Raw genomic sequence first — 4816 nt, 5'->3', positions numbered from 1 at the left:
CTCATGCGGATGCGCTCCTCACGCCGTTCTCCGGTCAAGGCTGGCTCGATTGGCGGCGCAGGTTGAATCGGCCGGGCAGGCGTTTTGGGCGGTTCGGCGGGTTTCACCGGCTCGCCTGCAGCAGACTTCTGGCGGCTGAGGTAGTTCACCACATCCTCGCGGGTGATTCTGCCGCCTGCTCCACTGCCGCTCACTTCCTGAAGGGGCACACCTTCCTTTTCGGCAATTTTCCGCGCCAGCGGGGTTGCGGCTGATGAGGGCATATCTTCCTTTTCAGTTGGTAATTCGGGCTGTTGTGCGGCGGTCTGCTGCGGGGCAGCCAGCGGCTGAGGCATGTCCGCTGGCGCAATCATGCCCAACACCTCCCCCACCCCCACCGTTTCACCGGCCTGCTTCTCGATGCGGGTCAGCACACCATCCACCGGCGCGCTCACCTCCAGGTTGATTTTGTCCGTTTCCAGCTCCAGCAGCACTTCACCGGCGCGCACCACCTCGCCCTCTTTTTTCAACCAGCGTCCAATCGTGCCTTCCAGAATGGATTCGCCCATTTCGGGGACTTTGACCGGTATGCTCATCTACTCCTCCTCTTGCGGGTTTGCTGAAAATGCGCGGGAAATCAACCGCTGCTGATTGTAGAGATGCAGGGCGTTCGACCCTTCTGCCGGGCTGGCGCTGCGCGGGCGGCCGATGACCTGCAGCGGCTTGCCCCAAACCTCCTCAATAAACGGACGCACAAACTCCCACGCGCCCATGTTTTGCGGTTCTTCCTGCACCCAGCGCACTTCCTGCAAATTGGGATAACACTGTAAAAGCGCGCCAAGCGGTTGCGACGGGAAAGGCGCCAGTTGTTCCACCCGCACGATTGCCGTTTGCGGATTTTGACGGCGCACTTCACTGACCGTGAGGTCTACCGCAACCTTACCACTGCACAGCAGGACGCGCTCCACCTGTTCAGGCGGGGTGCTATCCGCCAACAGGGCTTGAAATCCACCCTGCGTAAAATCCACCGCCGCCGAGGCCACCAGCGGATGACGCAGCAAACTCTTGGGGGTCATTACCACCAGCGGCAAAGGGGATTGTTGAATGAGGCGCGCCTGTCGGCGCAACAGGTGAAAATACTGAGCGGCTGTGGTACAGTTGACCACTTGCAGGTTTTCATCGGCATACAGGTTGAGAAACCGCTCAAGGCGGCCGCTGGAATGATCCGGCCCCTGCCCCTCAAAGCCGTGCGGCAGCAGCAGCACCAACCCGGGTTTCAGCAGCCATTTGGCGCGCGCCGTGGTGATAAATTCATCCACCATTACCTGCGCGCCGTTGATGAAGTCACCATACTGCGCTTCCCAGATGACCAGCCGTTCGGGGGCTTGAATGCTGTAGCCGTACTCAAAGCCCAACGCAGCCAGCTCCGAAAGCGGGCTGTTGTGAATTTCAAAGGATGCCATTGCCTGAGGTAAATTTTGCAATGGAATGTAGCGTTCACCGCTTTGATGGTCAAACAAGGCGGCATGGCGCTGGCTGAAGGTGCCGCGCAGCACATCCTGCCCGGTCATCCGAATAGAGATGCCCTCTTCAAGAATTGAGGCAAACGCCAGTTCTTCGGCCTGCGCCCAGTCAATCGCCGGCCAGTGAATATCCTCCAGCCATTTGTTGCGCCGCTCACGCGCTTTGGTCAGCTTGGGGTGCAGGTGAAAATTCTCCGGAAGTTGCTGCAAAGCAAGGCTGAGGGCTTGCAGCCTTTCAAGAGAGATGGCGGTTTCCATGCCGTTTAAATCCGGCTGGTCCGGCGTTGAAAAATCGGCCGGCCCATTCAGCGCGGCGTTCACATCCAGACCGGTCAGAATATCCTGCAGCCGTTGTTCACAGCCGAGGATCATTTCTTCTTCCAGCAAGGGGGTCAGTTCGCCCATTTCGATCAGCCGCTGCGCCCACTGCCTGCGGACAGTTGGGTGCTGCTCGATAATGGCATACAGGCGCGGCTGGGTGAAAGAAGGCTCGTCCCCCTCGTTATGTCCGTGCCGGCGGTATCCAATCAGGTCAATCACAAAATCGCGGTGAAAACGCTGGCGGTAAGCCCATGCCAGGCGCACTGCTAAAAGACAGGCCAGCGGATCATCGGCATTGACATGCACAATCGGCACGCGGAAGCCTTTAGCCAGATCACTGGCAAAAATGGTGCTGCGCCCATCTTTCGGGTCGGTGGTGAAACCCAACTGGTTGTTGGTGATGATGTGGATGGTGCCGCCGGTGTGATAGCCTTCCAGTTTATACAGGTTGAAGGTTTCGGCAACCACCCCCTGCCCGGGGAAGGCCGCGTCGCCATGAATCAAAACCGGCAGAGCCGCCAGCGGGTCGAATTGCGGTGGGCCGGGCTGGTGGGGCTGGCTGCCAGCCGCGCGCGCCATTCCCTCCACCACCGGATTGACCGCTTCCAGATGACTGGGGTTGGGTACCAGCGTGATTTCGATACACGCCGCGCATTCATCCCCTGCGGCTTGCCTCCCACCAAGGTGATACTTGACATCCCCGCTGTACCCCAGCGCGTCATCGCTGCGCAGGCGGCGTTCCAACGGGTCTTTGAACTCAGCCAGGATGCTCTCGTAGGGCATTCCCAGCACATGCGCCAGCACATTCAAGCGCCCGCGGTGCGCCATGCCCATCAACACATGCCGCATCCCGCCTTCTCCCGCCAGCCGGATCAATTCATCCAGCATCGGCACCAGCATATCCACACCTTCAATGGAGAAGCGGGTCTTACCCGGGAAAGCGCGTTGTAAAAACCGCTCAAACACCTCTACTTCGGTCAGGCGTTCCAACAACGCAATCCGCTCTTCGGTTGTCCATTGGGGCTGGTAGCGTTCTTCTTCAACGGCCTGCCGCAGCCAGTTGCGTTCCTCCGGGGCGCGGATTTGCAAATAATCGTGGCCAATGGTTCCGCTGTACAATGAACGCAGCCGCTGAATGGCTTGCCGGGCGTTCTGGCTGCGTTGAACACCCACCTCCCCCACCAGACTGGCCGGCAGTGCCGATAATTCCTCAACCGTCAGCCCGTAGGTGGCTTCGTTCAGCCATGGGTCGCCGGGCGGCTGCGAACCCAACGGGTCTAAACGGGCGTTGAAGTGCCCGTATTGGCGGATGGACTCGGCCAGACGCCCCACCGCCACTGCCTTTTCCAGTGAAAACCCTTCCTCGTCGGCAGCAGGCAGATGAGATACTTTAGCCTTCCCATCATCCGTGGGTGGAAAGCGGTCAAAAAAAGCGCGCAGGTTTTCATCAACGGCAAGCGGATCCTCGCAATATTTTTCGTATAAATCCTGTAAATAGGCCTGATTGTATCCGCTAAATTCTTGCCAGTCCATGCTGCCTTCTCCCTTTACCTGCCGGCTTGATTCATCCTAATCTTACCGGTCGTGACTGGCGGCTGTCAACCGAACTCGCATGAATTGAATAAGGTTGCACAACCGTTCGGCTTGCTGAAAGCTCAACGCTCGGCTTGAATGCGGACCACTTTTCCGCGGCTGTTGACATCCAGAATCCAACGGCTGCCGAGTTGCGCCTGCTGGAAGAGGGACAAATCGCCGGTTTCATAGGTGTAGGTTTCACCATCGGCACGAAAGATAATTTGATACACTGCCTGCTGAGAACCAATCCGCTGATCGCTGCCCAATTGCGGTTGAGGGAAGACCGGATTTCGGTCAGAACCGCTCAACGTCAAAACATCCGCTTCGCTCCAATCCAGAATGGAATAACGACAGTATTCGGCATAGACCTGATAAACACAGTCCTGCACCACCTCGCCAAAACCGGTGCCCTGATCCACGGTGTAGGGTGTACCGCACACTTCGGTTGCCACCGGCTGGGGTTCGTCCGAAGTGAAGGCATAGCGGTATTCACAGCTGAGTACTTGCGCAGCAGACGGCAGATTTTCGCGCCAATCGGCGCGCTCCACGGGCTGTAAAGCCTCCACCACCAGACGGGTCTGCCAGACGGCGGACTCAACCGTCCCGACCACTTCACTGGTGCGGTTGAAAACCCCGCTGATGGCCAGCAGGCAGCCGATCACCGCCACGATGACAACCGCAACAGCCACCATCAAACCGGTGCGCGAACGGGCTTTAGGCGGGGCAGCGGCCGGCGCAGGCGGCGGAGTTTTGGACAGCGGCGCGCCGCAGCTACGGCAATAACGGGCAGCCGCCGGGTTGAGCGAACCGCATGCCGGGCAGGCCACATTTTCAACAGGTGCGGTTGAAAAAGCCCCAACCACCTCACCGGTCTTGCGCTGAGTGCCCTCTTTCAAATCTGCGCCGCATTGACGGCAGGTTTCGGCATCCGCCGGGTTGCGGGTGCCGCAAAAACCGCAGTGAATATCCGGTTTTTGCGCGGCAATTTTTTGGGCTTCCCCGCCGGTAATCAATTCCTGTTCAAGGGGTTGTTCAAATTTCACATCTTCCGGCTGCGGCGCACCGCAGCCAAGACAAACCTTTTCCACACCCGGGTTGCGGGTTGCACAACGCGGACAGGTCCATTCGAGTTGAGTAAAGCCGAGCGATTTTCGCGCCACAGTTGCTTCTCCTGATATTTTTGATCAATCGGTTCAACCATTTAAGTTTACCTAAGTTTTGAGTTTTCACCCAACCGGTTTAAGTAATCATCTTCACCCCATCCTCCTGACGAACCGGAGTATAATCTCGAAGGGAGGGACACCATGCAACTGATCAAAACTTTATTGAATACTTTACCCGCCGAACCCGTCCCGCTGCGCAAGGTCATCATGGGGGTGAACTGGACGGCCGTTTGCAGCCAGAGCTGTGGACTGGCG

Annotated in this window: 3 protein-coding genes; all 3 read right to left on the bottom strand. The window is 58.2% G+C overall.

Features of this window, described 5'->3' with window-relative positions; translation table 11 throughout:
* Positions 1-575 (bottom strand): biotin/lipoyl-containing protein (locus VAE48_RS16000; protein ID WP_322794340.1); only part of this gene is annotated, 575 nt, incomplete at its 3' end.
* Positions 576-3356, bottom strand: coding sequence for a 2-oxoglutarate dehydrogenase E1 component (locus VAE48_RS15995; protein WP_322794339.1), 2781 nt, complete (start codon positions 3354-3356; stop codon positions 576-578). It abuts the gene before it with no gap.
* 122 nt (positions 3357-3478) lie between these two features.
* Positions 3479-4558, bottom strand: coding sequence for a zinc ribbon domain-containing protein (locus VAE48_RS15990; protein ID WP_322794338.1), 1080 nt, complete (start codon positions 4556-4558; stop codon positions 3479-3481).
* Between the last annotated feature and the right edge of the window lie 258 nt (positions 4559-4816).

Origin of the sequence: Bellilinea sp. (assembly GCF_034432615.1) — a bacterium.
Classification (GTDB): domain Bacteria; phylum Chloroflexota; class Anaerolineae; order Anaerolineales; family Anaerolineaceae; genus Bellilinea.
The sequence above is the reverse complement of the archived record's forward strand: the minus strand, read 5'-3'. Positions and strand labels throughout refer to the sequence as shown.